The organism is Nocardia sp. PLKS1-43 (genome assembly GCF_059510335.1).
This window is the reverse complement of record NZ_JCAJZQ010000002.1, coordinates 316,399-331,481: the sequence shown is the minus strand read 5'-3', so window position 1 is coordinate 331,481 and position 15,083 is coordinate 316,399. Positions and strand designations below refer to the sequence as shown.

14 protein-coding genes are annotated in these 15,083 nt (G+C 68.3%); 12 read left to right on the top strand and 2 right to left on the bottom strand.

Going from position 1 to position 15,083, the window contains the following annotated elements; all coding sequences use genetic code 11:
- Window positions 1-22 precede the first annotated feature (22 nt).
- The 3 genes from AC5WS7_RS09440 (at window position 23) to AC5WS7_RS09430 (ending at window position 2,122) form a co-directional block, all read left to right on the top strand.
- Complete coding sequence (locus tag AC5WS7_RS09440) at window positions 23-889, top strand: 5-oxoprolinase subunit C family protein (protein WP_495954515.1); 867 nt, start codon at window positions 23-25, stop codon at window positions 887-889.
- Between the two features lie 379 nt (window positions 890-1,268).
- Window positions 1,269-1,649: a nitroreductase family deazaflavin-dependent oxidoreductase gene (locus tag AC5WS7_RS09435; protein WP_495954032.1), complete on the top strand. Its 381-nt coding sequence runs from the start codon at window positions 1,269-1,271 to the stop codon at window positions 1,647-1,649.
- Window positions 1,650-1,900: 251 nt separating this feature from the next.
- Entirely contained in the window at window positions 1,901-2,122 is a 222-nt protein-coding gene (locus AC5WS7_RS09430) for a hypothetical protein (protein ID WP_495954031.1), read from the top strand.
- Between the two features lie 315 nt (window positions 2,123-2,437).
- Here AC5WS7_RS09430 and AC5WS7_RS09425 read toward each other — a convergent pair whose 3' ends face one another.
- Window positions 2,438-4,009: an FAD-dependent monooxygenase gene (locus AC5WS7_RS09425; protein ID WP_495954030.1), complete on the bottom strand. Its 1,572-nt coding sequence runs from the start codon at window positions 4,007-4,009 to the stop codon at window positions 2,438-2,440.
- 109 nt (window positions 4,010-4,118) lie between these two features.
- Window positions 4,119-4,730 (bottom strand): TetR/AcrR family transcriptional regulator, encoded by a 612-nt coding sequence (locus AC5WS7_RS09420; RefSeq protein ID WP_495954029.1) that lies wholly within the window; start codon window positions 4,728-4,730, stop codon window positions 4,119-4,121.
- A 314-nt stretch (window positions 4,731-5,044) separates the two neighbouring features.
- On the opposite strand from AC5WS7_RS09420, the gene AC5WS7_RS09415 reads away from it, so the two are divergent.
- From AC5WS7_RS09415 to AC5WS7_RS09375, 9 genes are all read left to right on the top strand, one after another.
- Entirely contained in the window at window positions 5,045-7,243 is a 2,199-nt protein-coding gene (locus AC5WS7_RS09415; protein WP_495954028.1) for a DEAD/DEAH box helicase, read from the top strand.
- A 68-nt stretch (window positions 7,244-7,311) separates the two neighbouring features.
- A complete protein-coding gene (locus AC5WS7_RS09410; RefSeq protein ID WP_495954027.1) occupies window positions 7,312-7,677 on the top strand; it encodes an arsenate reductase family protein in 366 nt (121 codons plus the stop codon).
- 61 nt (window positions 7,678-7,738) lie between these two features.
- On the top strand, window positions 7,739-8,476 hold the full coding sequence (locus tag AC5WS7_RS09405; RefSeq protein WP_495954026.1) for a TetR/AcrR family transcriptional regulator: 738 nt from the start codon (window positions 7,739-7,741) through the stop codon (window positions 8,474-8,476).
- A gap of 200 nt (window positions 8,477-8,676) precedes the next feature.
- Window positions 8,677-10,176 carry a depupylase/deamidase Dop gene (dop, locus tag AC5WS7_RS09400; protein ID WP_495954025.1) on the top strand — a complete coding sequence of 500 codons (1,500 nt, stop codon included), beginning with the start codon at window positions 8,677-8,679 and terminating at the stop codon, window positions 10,174-10,176.
- 176 nt (window positions 10,177-10,352) lie between these two features.
- Entirely contained in the window at window positions 10,353-10,547 is a 195-nt protein-coding gene (locus AC5WS7_RS09395; protein WP_040823079.1) for a ubiquitin-like protein Pup, read from the top strand.
- A gap of 14 nt (window positions 10,548-10,561) precedes the next feature.
- A complete protein-coding gene (gene prcB / locus AC5WS7_RS09390) occupies window positions 10,562-11,401 on the top strand; it encodes a proteasome subunit beta (RefSeq protein ID WP_495954024.1) in 840 nt (279 codons plus the stop codon).
- A 67-nt stretch (window positions 11,402-11,468) separates the two neighbouring features.
- Window positions 11,469-12,260, top strand: a complete 792-nt coding sequence (gene prcA, locus AC5WS7_RS09385) for a proteasome subunit alpha (protein WP_495954023.1) — start codon at window positions 11,469-11,471, stop codon at window positions 12,258-12,260.
- A gap of 184 nt (window positions 12,261-12,444) precedes the next feature.
- Window positions 12,445-13,803, top strand: a complete 1,359-nt coding sequence (pafA, locus tag AC5WS7_RS09380; protein WP_495954022.1) for a Pup--protein ligase — start codon at window positions 12,445-12,447, stop codon at window positions 13,801-13,803.
- 329 nt (window positions 13,804-14,132) lie between these two features.
- The gene (locus tag AC5WS7_RS09375) at window positions 14,133-15,065 is read left to right on the top strand and encodes a LysR family transcriptional regulator (protein ID WP_495954021.1); all 933 of its coding nucleotides are present in this window, start codon (window positions 14,133-14,135) and stop codon (window positions 15,063-15,065) included.
- The last annotated feature ends 18 nt before the right edge of the window (window positions 15,066-15,083 follow it).

The following is a 15,083-nucleotide window of genomic DNA, read 5'->3' as shown; positions in this document are numbered from 1 at the left end:
CCCCGCGAGCCCGGACGGCTCGATGGCGCCCGCGCTGCGCGTGGTCGAGCCCGGCATGTTCAGCACCATTCAAGATTCCGGCCGGCCGGGATGGTTCCATGCCGGTGTCGGCGTTTCCGGAGCGGCCGACCGCCGCTCGTGCACACTGGCCAACCGCCTGGTCGGCAACGACGAATCCGCCGCCGCGATCGAATGCCTGCTGGGTGGGTTGGTCCTGGAGTTCGGAGCACCCGCTGTCGTCGCGGTCACCGGCGCACCGGCGCCGATCACGCTCGGCGGCCGTCCGGCCGCGCACTCCTCGGTTCTGCGCCCGCGACCCGGCCAGCGCCTGACACTCGGCACGTCCGCGACCGGTATGCGCAGCTACGTCGCGGTCCGCGGCGGCATCGAGGTGCCGCCGGTGCTCGGCTCCCGCAGCCGGGACACGCTCGCCGGAATCGGACCCGAGCCGCTGCGGGCCTCGGACATCCTCCCAGTGGGAGCCCCGCCGCGGCGGTGGCCGGAGGTCGACATCGCCCCGGTCGCGCCGCTGACCGACGAGACGCTGAGCGTCCGGGCGCTGCTCGGGCCGCGCGAGGACTGGTACCGCCGTCCCGAAAACCTTTTCGCCGGGTACTGGCGGGTGAGTCCCGATACCGACCGTGTGGGCATCCGGCTCGAGGGCGATCCGGACCGTCCGCCGTTGACCAGAGTCGACGACGCCGAACTCCCCACCGAGGGAATGCCTCTGGGGGCGATTCAGGTACCACCGTCGGGCCGGCCGGTGGTATTGCTGGCCGACCATCCCATCACCGGCGGCTACCCGGTGATCGCCACGGTTCTCGACGCCGATGTCGACGCCCTCGCCCAGGCTCGGCCCGGCCGCCGCATCCGATTCGTACGCGGGTAGGCCGGCGTTGTCCCGGATTCAGGTGGCGGTATCGGCCGTGGCGTGCGCGTTTTCCTGGTGCGGCTCGCCGTGAGGTTGACCGGGTCACGCTGATGTCGCCGCTCCGGCCCGGTTGCGCCCGGTATGCCGGTTCGTACCCGAATGTGCCAGGGAGGCGGTGGAATTCCCGTGGTGAGGCGATTCCGGGCAGGATCTGAGAAGCCGAGAGTGGCGGCGAACCGATCGGAGAGCAAGAGGCGCCTGGGTGTGCGGCGCTGATCAGCTACCGCCGACGGCGACTCGAGCGGGATTCGCCCCTCGGCTGTTTTCGATCATGGCGCGCGGCGATGGAGGTTCGCGCGTAGCCTGTGGGCGCAGGAATTTCGGGAAGGGGATGACGATGCCGTTGCCGCGGGCCTTGGCCAGGTTCAACCGGCGGGTTACCAATCCGGTCGCGGGCCTGGTCGCCGGGCGGATGCCCGGACTGGGGGTGCTCGTGCATCGGGGTCGCAATTCGGGGCGCGAGTACCACACGCCCGTGACGGTGTTCAGCCGTGACGGCGCGTATCGCATCGCGCTCAGCTACGGCCGGGATGTCGACTGGCTCAAGAACATTCTGGCCGCCGGTGAATTCGAACTCGAACTCGACGGGCACACCATCGCGCTCACCGATCCGGTCGTGCGGCACGATCCGCAGGTCGGCTGGGCCCCGATCGGTGTGCGGCAGATGCTGCACACGCTGTCCGCGGACTGCTATGTCGAGGCGCGCCCCGTGGCGTAAGCGGTCCGCAGGACGTCCGAGCGGCAGCCGGGACATCGGATTGACTTGGTAGCGAACCTGTTTCGGCTCGGCGAAGTTTCGGCTCAGCCGGAGTGCTCGCGAGGATCGGTATGGTGGAGCGCGCAACCGATGCCCGTTTCGCGGCGGCTTTCTCGGTGTGGCGCTGCTCCTGCCCGGCGTGATGATCGCCGAGGGGCGGGTGCACTACCTGGTGGGTATATACGGGCCGGTGATTGCGGTCGGTGCGGTGGGTGTCTCCGCCGCTCGGGTGGATATGTTCGGTGTGGCGGTGGTCGCTGACCAGAGTCCTTGTCGCACTCGGGGTTTCGGCCGCGATGCTGATCCTGAACGTGACGCCGTGGCGCTCGGCGGACCGGACCATGCCGTCGCGCGAAGCGGTCCGGATCCAGCTCTACGGCCGATTCGGCTGGACCGGTTCGACGACGCGGCCACTCGTGCTTGCCAGGGGCTGACCCGGCCGAACGATCCCATGTCATCCTGCTCGCCGATAGATATTGGCAGGCAAGCGCATCGGATCAGCTCGGCCGAGCCAGCTACCGCCGGTCTACGGCCCCGAGCCGTGATTTCGGCTCCTTCGGCACACCACCGGACGGGCGCTGTGGTCGTCGCGGTCGGTGGTCCGAAGCCGCGTCGCGGAGCCAGTTCGCGCCGGCCGGAGAACTGGACGCCCGGCTCGGATTCCCTGGGGAACCCGGGAACGGGACGATCCGGAACCGCACCGACCGGCGCGAGCGCTGGTCACAGTCCGCAGTGGATATGTCTGTGCATCAGTCGGTCACCCCGGCCAGCGCGCGGGCGGGCCCGAACCAGCGGGTCAGCGCCCGCCGCAGCGCATCGGTGTCGATCTCGGAATCGCTTGCCGCCCAAGCGACATAACCGTCCGGACGGACCAGCAGGGCCACGGCGGGCGCGTCGCCCGCGGTGGCGGTGACGATTTCGACCCGATCGGCCCATTCGCGTGCGTGCCCGGCCACGGTGCCGGTCAGATCCAGCAGGATCGGACGTGCCGGGCGCAGCAGCTCCGCCACCCGCGCCGGCCCGGCCTCGGTCGTCACGGTGAACTCGGGCACCAGGCGGCCGGACAGCGGGTGATCGTCGCCGACCGCGTACCGGACATCGGACCCGGCAAGCAGATTCGCGAGATGGTTCGCGACCTCGGGCAGCTGCATGAGTTCGCCGAAGAGTTCACGCAGTGCGGTCACCTCGGGGCCGGGCGCGATCAGCGCGGTCTGCGACAGGCTGTGCATCATGACCCGCTCGGCAACCGGATGGCGTTCGCTCTCATAGGTATCCAGCAGATCCTCGGGCGCGTCACCACGCACCACGGCGGCGAGCTTCCAGCCCAGATTGATCGCATCCTGCAAGCCCAGATTCAGGCCGGGCCCGCCCATCGCCGAATGGACATGGGCGGAGTCTCCCAGCAGCAATACGCCGCCCTGCCGATAGTGCTCGGCGAGCAGGGTGTTCTGACCGACCGTGCGACGCAACGCATGTGGGCCCGGCCCCTCGGGCGGCGTGATCGGCACCGGAACGCCCAGGACGCGCTCGACCGCCCGGTGCACCTCGTCGAATGTCACCGGCTCGTCGTTCGAGACGGGATCGCAACCGTACTCGCTCGCGCCGATCATCGGACGTCCGGGAATGATCTCCGCATAGACGAACATGCCGCGCTCGACTCGGTTGTGCCCGAAGGCGAATCGACCGGCACCCGGAATCTCGATCCCGCCGTCCTCGGTCCGCAGCTCGGCCGGGACGTGGGCATGGGCGAAGCGAGTGATTCGGTCATCGGCGCTGGTACCCTGGAAGGCGATTCCGAGTTGCTTGCGCACCAGGCTCTTTCCGCCGTCCGCGCCGACCAGGTATCGGGTGGTGATCCGGTACGTGCCCGAGGGCCCGGCCACCATCGCGACGGTCTGTTCGCCGTCGGTATCGAAGCCGGTGAGCTGATGCCCCCACCGGATCCGCACGCCGAGTTCCTCGGCGCGGGCGGCGAGCAGTTCGATCAGGCGGGGCTGGGGTATCGACCAGCCGTACATCGGATTGTGCCGCACCGCGGTCAAATCCAAGGGCAGGCCGCTGAACATGTAGTGGGGCATGGGCTCGGGATGTTCGGTCCGGGACGAATCGAAGATCTCGAATTCGTTGGGGGCGAACAGGCCCCGGATATCCATCATCCGGACCACCTGTCCGATCAGGCCGTTCGCCTTGGGTTCGGGACTCGGGCCCGCGAGCGGGTCCAGCACGATCGGCTCGACCCCCGCCAGGGCGAGTTCGCAGGCGAGCATGAGGCCGTTCGGCCCGGCGCCGGAAATGATGACGCCGGTTGTTGTTTCGGACATGACGAGATCAACCCCTGTCGATATAGGCGCCTTCTCCATGGAGAAGGGTGCGGCGAATCACGGAAGCGCCGAATGCGCTACCGCTGTGTGGATTTCGGTGACCGGCGGCTCAGACGCTCGGGTCCGGCAGCCCCCGGGACAGTTCGGTCAGGGCCCGGCGCAGGATCGTGGTGACGATCTCGGGCGGGTCGGCGTGGACGTAGACGTCGATCGCGGCGGTGCAGGCGGCATTGACCGCTGCCGCAACGAGTTTCGGATACAGGTCGGCCGGCGTGGTGCCGGTGCGGGCGGCCACCGCGGTGACCAGTTCGTCGCCCGTGCCGTGCACGAAGGCGGCGAACATCTCCGGCGATGCGAGCAGTTTGCGGTTCTCGGCCAGTATCTCGCGGGTGGGCGGGCCCCACCCGACGCCGTCGGCCTCGAACGGGGCGAGCACCGACTCGGTGATCGCGGTCCAGAGCGGTTCCTCGGCGGGGCGCTCGCGCAGCAGATCAGCGCCCCGCCGCAGACGCTCGATCTGCCGGTAGGCCAGGGCCTCGAACTTACTGGAGAAATAGTTGTTGAAGGTGCGGACCGAGACTCCGGCCCGCGCCGCGATGTCCTCTCGGACAACGTTTTCCAGGCCGCGTTCGAACATCAGCTCGAGCGCCGCATCGCTCAGCGCCTTGCGGGTGTCGAGCTTCTTGCGTTCCCGGAGCCCGAGGGGCTGTTCGTCGGCCATGCATCCAGTCTGGCAGAAAATTGCCCACCAGGCAAGGATGCTCGGCGAGAAAAATTGCCCGATGGGCAGAAAAATTGGTGACGATCGCTACACCGAATCGTCGCGGGGCTATGGGTGGGCTACCATGATCGTCGGATGCGGTTCGCCCGCATCCGACGTCGTAGATTGCTTTCACCGCGTACCCGCGCTGTGGCACCGGCTCTCCTTGCGGCGATCGATATGGCCCATCGGCCATCTCGCCACCGTGTGCCCCCGCGCGATCCGACAGTGCAGCGCGTCGCGGGCACCCTGCCCCGAAAGACATCGGTATCCCTGTGAACCCCACCGAATCCGCGTCCGGCGTTGCCGTGACCGCATCCTTCGACGCCCTGGGCGTACCGGCTCCGCTGGTACGCGCCCTGCAGGGCGCGGGGATCGCCGCACCCTTCCCCATTCAGGCCGGCACCTTGCCCGACACTCTCACCGGGCGCGACGTGCTGGGCCGGGGCCGAACCGGGAGCGGCAAAACGCTGGCATTCGCCATTCCCGTCGTGGCGCGCCTCGCGAGTGATCTGTCCGGCATCGCCGCACCACATCGTCCCGCCGGGCTGATCCTGGCCCCGACCCGGGAGCTCGCCACCCAGATCGCCACCGCGCTCGAGCCCCTGGTCGCGGCATATGCGATGAGAGTCACCACGGTATTCGGCGGTGTTTCGCAGAATCGCCAGGTCAAGGCGCTGGCGGCGGGTGCGGACATCGTCGTGGCCTGCCCCGGGCGGCTCGAGGACCTGATGCGGCAGGGCCTGGTGGACCTGGGCCGCGTCGGGATCACCGTGATCGATGAGGCCGACCACATGGCCGATCTGGGCTTTCTGCCAGGGGTCACCCGGATTCTCTCGGCGACGCCGGCGGGCGGACAACGGCTGCTGTTCTCGGCCACCCTCGACAACGGCGTGGACAAACTGGTCAAACGCTTCCTGCCCGATGCGGTACTGCACTCGGTGGACGCGGCGCATTCGCCGGTGGCCGCGATGACCCACCACGTCTTCGAGGTCGCGAGTCCGGCGGTGAAGAAGGACGTGGTCCGCGCGCTGGCCTCGGGCAGCGGCCGGCGGATCCTGTTCATGCGGACCAAGCATCAGGCTCGTAAGCTCGCGAAAACGCTGACGTCGGAAGGGATTCCGGCGGTCGATCTGCACGGGAACCTGGCCCAGAACGCTCGCGACCGCAACCTGGCGGCCTTCGCCCAGGGGACCGCGCGGGTGCTGGTGGCCACCGACGTCGCCGCACGCGGGGTGCACGTGGACGGGGTCGAACTGGTCGTGCACGTGGATCCGCCTGCCGAACACAAGGCCTACCTGCACCGGTCCGGCCGCACCGCGCGGGCGGGAAGCGCGGGCGACGTGGTCACCCTGGTTCTGCCCGATCAGCGCAAGGACACCTCGATCCTGCTGCGCAAGGCCGCCATCAGCGTTCGCCCGCAGTCGGTCACCGCGGACTCGCGGGCGGTCGGCGAGCTGGTCGGCGTCATCGCCCCGATCGTCACGCCGTCGCCTGCTGCGCAGAAATCGCCGGGCAACGGCGGAACCTCCACTCGGGCACGACGTTCCGGTAGCCGTGCGGAATCCGATACGTCGATCCGGAACGGCCGCGGCGCGAAAGTGTCCGGCGCCGGCCGTGCCGGAACGGCGGATTCGGACAACGACCGGGCCGGGCGTCGTCGGCGGGTCGAGTCCGCGCCGACCTCCGCTGGGCAGACGCACGCACCCGACACGGGCGGCCGCCGCAGGCGTGCTGCGAACCGGGACGCGGTTTCGCTGCCGGATCGTCGGGTGGGAACGAGCCGCGCTGTGCCGCAGGGTAGTTCGGTCGACGGGATCTCGCGTGAGCCCGGAAGTGGCTCGCGCCGAACGAAGTCCGATCCGGATGCCCGTCGCAGCCGTCGCGAAATGGCGAACGATTATGTGCCGCAGGCGATCGACAGCGTGGCTGCGGAGCGGGATCGGGCCGACAGGAGTTCCCGGCGTGGCCGCGACCGGGTAATGACTTCGGGCGTGCGCGCGGATGTGCCGCGTGCTGAGCGTGCGGATTCGGGCAAGAGGCGGACATCGAACCGCGACGCCGTGGAACCCGGTGCCCGGCAGGATGTTTCGGACGCGGGCCGCGCTCGGGGCGAGTCGGGTCGTGGTTCGCGGAACGCGAGTGCTCGGGGAGCGGACGACCGTCCTGCGCGTGCGGTGCAACCCGATGCGCGACAGTCGCATTCGAGCGGTTCCGCGGGACGGCGGCGCGCGAAGGCGCCCGGCGAGCAGGGGCGTGGTGAAGCCGGTGTGCGGCAAGCGCATTCGTCCGAGGACGGGCGTTCGGCGCGCGCCGGGCGTAACGGTCACGAGTGGACGGGTTCGCGGCACGCGCCCGCGGGCGGGGCGGATCGGTCGGGTGCGCCGGGGCGACGGCATCGCCAGGGTGCGCGGAACGGTGGCCGGGACGCGTCGGGCGGATTCCTGCCCAGCGGCGGCGGTCGTCGCGGCTGATCCACGGCGAGCCGGGATCGGGCCGCGGGACCTGCCGGATGCGTGCCCGGCCGGGCTAGGGTGCGAACATGACATCCGATCAGATGGAGATCTGGCACAACCCGCGTTGTTCCAAGAGCCGCGCGGCCAAGCAGGCGCTGGACGAGGCCGGGGTCTCCTATACCGAACGGCATTACCTCGAGGATGTGCCCAGCGTGGCCGAGATCCGGACCATGCTGGATCGTCTCGGTCTCGAACCGTGGGATATCACGCGCACCGGCGAGGATGTGGCGAAGGAGTTCGGTATCTCCGGGTGGTCGCGCACCGCCGAGGATCGCGAGCACTGGATCGAGACCCTGGCGCACCACCCGAAGCTGATTCAGCGCCCGATCGTGGCGAACAGCCGCGGTGCGGTGGTCGCCCGGGACGACGAATCGCTGCGATCGCTGCTCTGAACCGCCGAAGGTTCGTGAGACATTGCGTATCGGCCATATCGGTGGCCGGTATCGTTGCGGTGTGAGCGAGACCGGTGGAGGGTCCGCGTCCCGGCGGACCGCACCGGAGGCGCGCAGAAGTGTCGACGGCCGTAGTACGCGCTGGAACGGGCACAAGGAACGTCGCCGCGCCGCCGTGCTGGACGCGGCGGTCGAGGTGATCGAGGAATGCGGCGCCGATATCTCCGTACAGCAGATCGCGGATCGGCTGCGGCTGCCGCGCCCGGTCGTCTATCGCCATTTCGACGGCCGCGCCGATCTGGACGAGCACATTCGCCGCCGGATCCTGGAAGCGCTGCTGGACGAGTTGATGCCCGCGTTGCGCGTCGACGGCACCGTGCGGGACGCGGTGCGCGGCGCGGTCGGTACCTACGTCGAATGGGTCGATCGGCACCCCGGATTGCACCGATTCCTGGATGGCATTGCGCCGCAGGGAGATTCGTCGCAGGCTATCGCGGGCGCCCGGGACCGGATCGGCGGCCGCCTGGCCGATCTGTTCACCTCCGCGCTGGCGCGGTTCGGTATCGACTCGGCCAGTGCGCGGCCGATGGCCTTCGGTGTGGTCGGATTCGTGGACGGCGTGGTCAACAGCTGGCGCGCGGACTCGGCGACGGCGCTGACCTGCGAGCAGATCGAAGGCATGCTCACCGAATCGGTTCTGGCGCTGTTCGAGGGCAATGCGCGCGGTCTCGGCGTTCCGCTGGCCCGTGACACCCCTGTCGCGGTACTTCTGGCCAGTCCGCAGAGTTCGGCGTCCTGAGCGATACCGCACTGTCCGGCGCAGACCGGGAGGCGGATACGGGTGACCGCCGGCGGCGCGGAATCCGCCGCGGCCTGCGCAGACGCGTTGTCCGCCGCGCCCGGAACACGCCCGGCGCGCACCGCCCGCCCGCCGGTCGTGGCCCGTCCCGCGCACCGCCCGCCCGGGTGACGCCGCGCGACGCGGTTACGATTCAACTCATGCAGCGCATTATCGGAATCGAGGTCGAGTACGGGATCTCCACGCCCACCGAACCCTCGGCCAACCCGATTCTCACCTCCACACAGGCGGTGCTGGCGTACGCCGCCGCCGAGGGCGTGCCACGGGCCAAGCGCACCCGATGGGATTACGAGGTGGAATCGCCGCTGCGCGACGCTCGTGGTTTCGATCTGGGCCGCCTCAACGGACCCGCCCCCGTGATCGACGCCGACGAGGTCGGCGCGGCGAACATGATTCTCACCAACGGGGCCCGGCTCTACGTCGACCACGCGCACCCCGAATACTCCGCCCCCGAGGTCACCGACCCGCTGGACGCGGTGATCTGGGACAAGGCCGGTGAGCGTGTGATGGAGGCGGCGGCGCGCTACGCCTCGAGTGTGCCGGGCGCGGCCCCGATGCAGCTGTACAAGAACAACGTGGATGGCAAGGGCGCCTCCTACGGCACCCACGAGAACTATCTGATGAGCCGCGATACGCCGTTCAACCAGATCATCGTCGGTCTCACCCCGTTCTTCGCCTCGCGGCAGGTGATCTGCGGGTCGGGCCGGGTCGGGATCGGCCAGTCGGGCGATACGGCCGGGTTCCAGCTGTCCCAGCGCGCGGATTACATCGAGGTCGAGGTCGGTCTCGAGACCACGCTCAAGCGCGGCATCATCAACACTCGCGACGAACCGCACGCCGACGCGGACAAGTACCGCCGGCTGCACGTCATCATCGGGGATGCCAACCTCGCCGAATGGTCGACCTACCTCAAGGTCGGCACCACGGCCCTGGTGCTGGACCTGGTCGAGGCGGGGGAGGATCTGACCGATCTGCAACTCGCGCGTCCGGTGACCGCCGTGCACGCGATCAGCCACGATCCGACGCTGCGCGCGACGGTCGCGCTGTCGGACGGCCGCGAGCTGACCGGCCTTGCGCTGCAACGGATCTACCTCGATCGGGTGGGTAAATACCACAGCCGCGAGGGCACCGACGACGCCCGCGTCACCGATCTGCTGGAGAAGTGGGCGCACGTACTGGATCTGCTCGAGCGCGATCCGATGGAATGCGCCGACCTGCTGGACTGGCCCGCCAAGCTGCGCCTGCTCGAGGGCATCCGCAATCGCGAGGGCCTGGGCTGGGCCGCGCCGAAACTGCATCTGGTCGATCTGCAGTACTCCGACGTGCGCCTGGACAAGGGGCTGTACAACCGCCTGGTGGCACGCGGTTCGATGCGACGGCTGGTCAGCGAGCAGCAGGTGCTCGACGCGATGACCAACCCGCCCACCGACACCCGCGCCTACTTCCGCGGCGAATGCCTGCGCCGGTTCGGCGGCGATATCGCGGCGGCCAGCTGGGATTCGGTGATCTTCGATCTGGGCGGCGATTCGCTGGTGCGCATCCCCACGCTCGAGCCCCGGCGCGGCACCAAATCGCATGTCGGCAAGCTGCTGGACGGTGTGCACACCGCGGCCGAACTGGTGGAACAGCTGACCACGTAGTCGTCGGCGAAGCGGCCGAATCGCCATCCCACCGGGTGCGATGCCGGGCTGCTGCGACGTTGCGGCGTCGGCACATTGCGGTGTAATCCGGCATGTTGTCGGCGCTGCTGGGTAGTGTTGAGGGACGAGCATCGGAGTATCCGGTGCTCGCCGATGATCAGAGGAGGTCGGCTGCTATGGCACAAGAGCAGACCAGGCGCGCCGGTGGCGGCGACGAGGACGACGACGCTGCCGGCGTCGATGCCGCGGGGCAGGAGCGCCGCGAGAAACTGGCGGAGGACACCGACGACCTGCTCGACGAGATCGACGACGTACTCGAGGAGAACGCGGAGGACTTCGTGCGCGCATATGTTCAGAAGGGCGGCCAGTGACATCAGGTGACCCCATGCGGCTCCACACGGGGTACGCGCTGTCGTCGTTCACCGAACATCTGCGCCAGTCCGCTCCGGAACTGTTGCCCGCCAACAGATTCGGCAACACCGGCGACGCCGCCCCCAGTGGGGCGGCGTCGCAGGATCTGGCCCCGCACGGCACCACCGTGGTGGCGATCACGTATCGCGGCGGTGCGCTGATCGCGGGTGATCGTCGTGCGACCCAGGGCAACCTGCTGGCCAGTCGCGATATGGAGAAGGTGTACATCACCGACACCTATTCCGCGGCCGGGATCGCGGGCACGGTGGGCGTGGCAGTCGAGATGATCCGGCTGTTCGCGGTGGAGTTGGAGCATTACGAGAAGATCGAGGGCACCTCGCTGACCTTCGACGGTAAGGCCAACAAACTCTCCAGGATGGTGCGGGACAATCTGCCCGCCGCGCTGCAGGGGATGGCCGCGGTACCGATCCTGGCGGGGTACGACCAGGAGGCCGGCGATCCGGACCACGCCGGTCGCATCGTGTCCTACGACGTGGTCGGCGGCCGCACCGAGGAGCGGTTCGGCTATGCGGCCACCGGATCCGGCTCGATGTTCGCCAAATCCTCGCTGAAGAAGACCTACAGTCGCGGTCTCGATGCCGAGCAGGCCCTGCGGATCGCGGTGCAGTCGCTGATCGACGCGTCCGACGACGACACCGCCACCGGTGGCCCGGACCTGCTGCGCGGTATCTATCCCACGGCCGTCCTGATCGACGCCGAGGGTGCGGTGGAAGTTCCCGAGGAGCGTTTGGCGGAGATCGCGCGGTCGCTGGCCGATGAGCGCGAGGCGGAAGAAGGGGGTGCCACCGCATGAACGGTCAGCGGCCGGAGGCGGAGCGTAACCACGTGGGCCGCCCGGGCATGCGGAAAGGAATTGCAGCATGACACTGCCGTACTACGCGTCGGCCGAACAGATCATGCGCGACAAGACCGAACTTGCGCGCAAGGGGATCGCACGGGGACGCAGTGTCGTGGCGTTGGTGTACGACAAGGGTGTGTTGTTCGTCGCGGAGAACCCGTCGGCGACCTTGAACAAGATCAGCGAGCTGTACGACCGCATCGGTTTCGCCGCGGTCGGCAAGTACAACGAGTTCGAGAGCCTGCGTCGTGGCGGTATCCTGCAGGCCGATCTGCGCGGCTACCAGTACGACCGCCGCGACGTCACCGGCCGGGCCCTGGCCAATGTGTACGCCTCGACGCTGGGCACGATCTTCACCGATCAGCTCAAACCGTACGAGGTGGAGATCTGCATCGGTGAGGTCGGCCATCCCGAGCAGCCCACCAATTCGGTGCTCTACCGGATCAACTTCGACGGTTCCATCGTCGACGAGCGTGAATACGTGGTGATGGGCGGCAACACCGATCCCATCGCGACCGCGCTGAAGGAGACCTACCAGTCCGGTCTGGATCTGCGCAGCGCGCTCGACACCGCCGTGCAGGCACTGCAGAAGGCCGTTCCCGAGGGCACCGACAAGGAGAAACGGACGTTGGGCGTCGGTTCGCTCGAGGTGGCCACGCTCGAGCAGTCGCGGCCGCGCCGGGCGTTCCGGCGGATCACGCCCGCCGCTCTGCAAACCCTGCTGGCAGGGACGGCCGATACCGGTTCGGCCGACACATCCGACGATTCGGATGAGCCGCAAACGCCGTCGGCAGGAGATCCGTCGAACTCGTAGCAGTCGCGTAATCCGGTGTGCCCGGGCCCCTTACACTCGTGGAGTGCGAGTGTAAGGGGCCTTGTCGTCGGGCGGGTCCAGATCGCGAATCCGGCCCCTCACCGGTGAAATCGTTGTGAAGACGTATGCAACCACTTGCTCGCACAGCCACTTTCGGGGTTGCGTTGGTTGTACTGTCGATGGTGTGCAGCGACGAATCATGGGGATCGAGACCGAGTTCGGGGTGACGTGTACGTTCCACGGCCACCGTCGGTTGAGCCCTGACGAGGTGGCCCGGTATCTGTTCCGCCGGGTGGTTTCCTGGGGCCGTAGCTCGAACGTATTTCTCCGGAACGGTGCCCGGCTCTACCTCGATGTCGGATCCCATCCGGAGTACGCGACGGCCGAATGCGACAGCCTGGTGCAATTGGTCACCCACGACCGTGCGGGTGAGCGAGTGCTCGAGGAGTTGCTGATCGATGCCGAGCAGCGCTTGGCGGAGGAGGGTATCGGCGGCGATATCTACCTGTTCAAGAACAACACCGACTCCGCGGGCAACTCCTACGGCTGTCACGAGAACTTCCTGGTCGTGCGTGCCGGTGAATTCTCCCGCATCTCCGACGTGCTGCTGCCGTTCCTGGTGACGCGCCAGCTCATCTGCGGCGCGGGCAAGATCCTGCAGACGCCCAAGGCGGCGACGTTCTGCCTGTCCCAGCGTGCCGAGCACATCTGGGAGGGCGTCTCCTCGGCGACCACGCGTTCACGGCCGATCATCAACACCCGCGACGAGCCGCACGCCGACGCCGAGAAGTACCGGCGCCTGCACGTGATCGTCGGCGATTCGAACATGTCCGAGACCACCACGATGCTCAAGGTGGGCACCGCCTCGCTGGTGCTCGAGATGATCGAGGCGGGCGTTTCGTTCCGGGACTTCGCCCTGGACAATCCGATCAGGGCGATCCGTGAGGTGTCGCACGACCTGACCGGGCGACGTCAGGTGCGCCTGGCAGGCGGGCGGCAGGCCAGCGCCCTGGACATCCAGCGCGAGTACTACGCCCGCGCCGTGGAACATCTGCGCAACCGCGAACGGGATCCGCAGGTGGACGCGGTGGTGGACCTGTGGGGTCGCACCCTCGACGCGGTCGAGGCGCAGGATTTCGCGAAGGTCGACACCGAGATCGACTGGGTGATCAAGCGCAAGCTGTTCCAGCGCTATCAGGACCGGTACAACATGGACCTGTCCGACCCCAAGATCGCCCAGCTGGATCTGGCGTATCACGACATCAAGCGCGGTCGGGGGGTCTTCGATCTGCTGCAGCGCAAGGGCCTGGCCAAGCGGGTCACCGAGGACGAGGCGGTCGACGCGGCCGTCACGACCCCGCCGCAGACCACCCGCGCCAAGCTGCGCGGCGATTTCATCACCGCCGCCCAGGAGGCAGGCCGCGACTTCACCGTCGATTGGGTGCACCTGAAGCTGAACGACCAGGCCCAGCGCACCGTGCTGTGCAAGGATCCGTTCCGTTCGGTGGACGAGCGCGTGGATCGCCTGATCGCGTCGATGTGACCGGGACTGCGCGGGCCGCGTCGATGGCATCGTGGGACTCGCGACGCTGTGCGTGACCGCAGCGACGTCATCCGGCGCGGACCGGGTTATGGTTCGGTGCGGCACGGAGTCGACCGCGCCGCACGGGCGCAGGCCGATCGCTCGGTTCGCGGCCGCAAGTGATCTGTGGTTCTATTAAGGGCCGTGCCGGCCCGGCCGCTGCTGCGCCGCCGGGGCGATCTCACCGTGGTTCACGGGTTTGCAACGCAGACGCTGCCTGTCGTGACAGTCTGATTCATTTTCAGTTACCTGCTCGGGCTACCGTGCTGGGTACACGGAAGGAGTCGGCTGTGGAGATCCGACATCTCGTTTCGTTCATCGCCATCGCCGAGGAGTTGCACTTCGGCCGCGCAGCGCAGCGCCTTCACCTCACTCAGCCCAGTTTGAGTGCGCAGCTCCAGAAGCTGGAGAAATCACTCGGCGTGCAACTGGTCGCACGCAACTCGCACGATGTCCGGTTGACCGCTGCCGGAGTGGAATTCGAGGGCCAGGCCCGCCAGATCGTCGCCCAGCTGGAGCGGGCCGCGCATTCGGCGCGGGCGACCGCCGCGGGGCGGGCCGGCACCCTCAACATCGGTTACAACCTGCCGGCCAGCCGTCACGTGCTGCCGGAGGCGCTGGCCCGCATGACAACCGACCACCCCGACATCGTTGTCTCGTTGTGGGAGAAGCGAACCGGGCCGCAGCTGGCCGGACTCACGGACGGCTCACTGGATATCGCGCTGGTGTACGGGCACCCCGGCACCGCCGAGTTCCGGTACCGGCGGTTGCTGCACCGGGTGCCGCTGGTCGCGGTGGTGGGCCGGCGGCATCGCTGGGCCGAGCGTCCCGGGGTCCGGTTCGCCGAGCTGGCGAGCCAGCAGTGCGTGCTGTTCGCACGGGATCAATGCCCGGCGATGTACGACTCCATCCTGCGGGCCGCGGCCGACAACGGCATCTCGCTGACCGTGGCCCAGATGGCCGACGATCCGGGGGCGACCGCGCATATGGTGGCGGTGCGCCCGCTCGTCGGGTTCGCCTCGCTGCCGCGCGCGATCTCCATGGGCATGGTGGTGCCGGGCAGCACCTCGGTAGCGGTGAAACTGGTCGATCCCGTACCTACTCTCGATCTGTACGCCGTGTGGAATGCGGAGGAGACGAATCCGGCGGTTTCGCTGTTTCTGGACTGCGTGGATTTTCCGGAGGAATCGGAGATCGATACTGCCTCGCCCATTTCGGCCTGACCACTTCGATAGGCCGTG